This window comes from Corallococcus sp. CA053C, assembly GCF_003611675.1.
In the GTDB taxonomy this organism is placed as follows: Bacteria; Myxococcota; Myxococcia; order Myxococcales; family Myxococcaceae; genus Corallococcus.
Map to the genome: position 1 here is coordinate 1 of NZ_RAWA01000787.1, position 1191 is coordinate 1191.

3 protein-coding genes are annotated in these 1191 nt (G+C 70.3%); 2 read left to right on the forward strand and 1 reads right to left on the reverse strand.

Annotated features, from left to right (window positions below):
* The coding region (locus D7V97_RS43135) for a thiamine phosphate synthase (RefSeq protein ID WP_199729228.1) at window positions 1-363 on the reverse strand (363 nt) is incomplete at its 3' end.
* 93 nt (window positions 364-456) lie between these two features.
* On the opposite strand from D7V97_RS43135, the gene D7V97_RS43140 reads away from it, so the two are divergent.
* Both D7V97_RS43140 and D7V97_RS43145 read left to right on the forward strand, forming a co-directional pair.
* A complete protein-coding gene (locus D7V97_RS43140; RefSeq protein ID WP_199729230.1) occupies window positions 457-726 on the forward strand; it encodes a hypothetical protein in 270 nt (89 codons plus the stop codon).
* Entirely contained in the window at window positions 723-1034 is a 312-nt protein-coding gene (locus D7V97_RS43145) for a DUF1844 domain-containing protein (RefSeq protein ID WP_120616282.1), read from the forward strand. Before D7V97_RS43140 ends, D7V97_RS43145 begins: the two co-directional genes overlap by 4 nt.
* Window positions 1035-1191: the final 157 nt, after the last annotated feature.

Genomic DNA, 1191 nt, shown 5'->3' on the forward strand with positions numbered 1-1191 from the left:
CGCCCCTTCCGTCCCCCGCGCGGTGACGCCCACCAGCCTGCCGGGGCCCAACAGCTCCCGGGCCGCCTCCGGGGGCAGGTCCTCGTCCCCCACGTGGACGCCGTGCGCGTCCGCCAGGAGCGCCAGGTCCACCCGGTCGTTGAGCAGGCACAGCGCGCCCGCCTGCCGGCAGAGGGCCACCACCGCCCGCGCCGCGGCCAGGGCCTCCCGGGGCGGCGTGTGCTTCATCCGCAGCTGCAAGGCGCGGGCGCCGCCGGCCAGGAGCTGCTCGGCCTTCTCCACCAGGGACAGCTCCGGACGGACGCTGTCGTCGCACAGCAGGTACGGGCCTTTGGGAAGCGGGGGACGGGGCGGGACGTTCATCGGTTCCAGGTGCCGGGGACAGCGGCGTTGACAGGCGCCCTTCCTGCTATAAGGTGGCGCGCTGTTTTCCAAGCAATTCCGAGGATTTGAATCATGGCGGATGGCATCAACCCGAAGCACACCGATAAGCGCACCGCGGAGCGCTACCAGCGTGGTGGCCAGGTCGAGGAGGATGCGTTCAAGAAGCACCTCGCCGACCTGCCGGACGTGGCCGACAAGGGCGTCCCCATCGAGACCCAGATGGACGGCGACATCATGGACGACCTCGACGACGAGGACGATGACCTCGACGAAGAGGATGACGACGCCGAGGACGGCGACGACGACGCGGAAGACAGCGACGAGGACAAGGCGGCCGAATGAGCCCTTCGGAGAAGCGGGGTGAGACCTTCGTGATGACGGGGGAAGCGAGCCCCGCCTCCGAGGAGTCCCTGTCGTTCAGCACCTTCGTCGTGGGCCTGGGCTCCGCCGTCCTCATCCACCTGGGGGGCGCGCCCAACCCGGACACGGGCCGTCTGGAGAAGGACCTTCCGTCGGCCCGGCAGAACCTGGACCTGCTGGCGATGCTGCGGGAGAAGACGCGCGGCAACCTCACCGCGGACGAGGAGAAGCTGGTGGAGGGTCTGCTGTCCGACCTGCGCCTGCGCTACGTGGAGGCGAGCCGGAAGTGAAGCCCCCCGAAGTCACCCGCCCGGGGGCCCTGCCCCGGGGCGTGCGGTTCGCCGCCGCGCTGTGCCTGGTGCTCTCCACCCTGACGGGGATGCTGTCCTGCAGCGAAGCCTCCGTCATGATGAACTTCGAGCAGCACCGCGAAGCCCAGCGCGAGCG

What these genes read in the sequence shown, in the direction of transcription:
- D7V97_RS43140 (WP_199729230.1), top strand. Translation starts at nt 457, where the DNA reads ATGGCGGATGGCATCAACCCGAAGCACACCGATAAGCGCACCGCGGAG.
- D7V97_RS43145 (WP_120616282.1), top strand. Translation starts at nt 723, where the DNA reads ATGAGCCCTTCGGAGAAGCGGGGTGAGACCTTCGTGATGACGGGGGAA.